This is a genomic window from Bradyrhizobium genomosp. I (2014) (assembly GCF_000261685.1).
Lineage (GTDB): Bacteria > Pseudomonadota > Alphaproteobacteria > Rhizobiales > Xanthobacteraceae > Bradyrhizobium.
The window spans coordinates 1-1,462 of sequence record NZ_AJQE01000480.1 but is presented as its reverse complement, the minus strand read 5'-3'; the positions used below and the strand labels follow the sequence as shown (position 1 = coordinate 1,462).

Annotated in this window: 1 protein-coding gene; it reads right to left on the bottom strand. The window is 58.6% G+C overall.

The window, feature by feature from the left end; genetic code table 11:
• Window positions 1-284: 284 nt before the first annotated feature.
• Window positions 285-1,319, bottom strand: a complete 1,035-nt coding sequence (locus tag IC50_RS38130; RefSeq protein WP_035716814.1) for an IS110 family transposase — start codon at window positions 1,317-1,319, stop codon at window positions 285-287.
• Window positions 1,320-1,462: the final 143 nt, after the last annotated feature.

Sequence of the window (1,462 nt, the reverse complement as noted above, 5' to 3'; positions counted from 1 at the left end):
ACGTGGCGCTATTTAGGTACAGACCCTTCTGTAATGGGCCCGATGATGTCAAGCCTCCCGAGTGAACGCCACGCCGCCGAGCTCATGCTTCTGTTCGTGGTCGACGCCTGGCCGCCACATCATGCTGTCAGAGGGAGCGGTGAGCCTATCTAGATACGCGTGGTTCGTCGGACGACGGCCACTGGGCGTGTAACGGCTTCACCGCATCCACCGTCCCGGCGACGGGACTTCGGGCACCGGGCTTCAGTTCATCCCGGTTGCGTTCTTGATCTCCTCCACGTCTTCTATGCTGCGATTGAGCCCGCTTCGGCCCATCGGTAAGTCGTGCCATCGACCCAGATCCGATGCAGGATCACTGCGAGCTTGCGTGCCAAGGCGACCTTTGCGCGCTTCGAGCCTCTCCGCTTGGCGACGTCCATCCCCCAGCGTTTGAGTTTTGAGAACCGCGTGATGCGCGATAGCAGAACGTTGGCGGCTTCATACAAGGCCGTCCGCACCGTCTCATCGCCGGCCAGCGTGATTCCGCCCGTGACGTCCTTTTCTCCCGATTGATATTTCTTTGGCGTGAGCCCGAACAGCGCGCCTGCTGCCTTTGACTTTACAATGCGATGAGGATCATCAATCGCCGATTTGTAGGTGATGGCCACCAGGGGACCAACGCCTGGTACTGTCATAAGCTGGCGGCAGACTGCATCATCACGCACAATTGCCAGCACAGCCTTGTGTAGTCTTCCGTATTCTGCCTTCAGGGCCGATCGTGCCGAAAGCATCGCACCAGCAATGCGCTCCAATGTCGCCTGGCCTGCAACCAACTCTCGAATCCGCGCTTCGAAATTCCTTCGCGTCACCGGGCCGACCTTCAGACCGAAGCCGCGCAAAATCCCTCGGATACTTAATTCTACATCGATCAGCCGCCCGAGAAGCTGTTTGCGTGCGATCAGGAGTGCCCGGATCTCTTGCGCATCAACCGACTTTGCGTGTACCTGCCGAAACCATCCCATCCGGATCAACTGGGCGATCCCGCGGGCATCCTTGCGATCCGTCTTGACCGTCATTGCAGATAATGCGGCCTTCACGTGCCGCGTTTCCAGCAGAACTGTTTCAAATCCTGCACCTTTCAGGCCTGCATGCAGCCATTGCGACAGCGGCCCAGCCTCCAGCCCGATCCGCTTCACTGCAAAGCCGAGCGTCTCAAAAAACTCAACTAAGGCGTCGGGTTCGCTTGCGACCTTCGCTTCCTTCAGGATCTTACCCTGGGCGTCCACAACACACACGCTCGACAGTTCCAATGACACGTCGATTCCGGCATAATTCTCCACGGCTGTCCTCCGTCTCCAGATGCTTGGGGCCGACTCAAGTCGTGACCCCGTTTCATCATCTATCGGGGGACAGCCACCATCATGACCCCTTGCTCCGGAGCCGGGCCCATTACCGCATCTAGTACCCGGAATCAGAGCTGAGT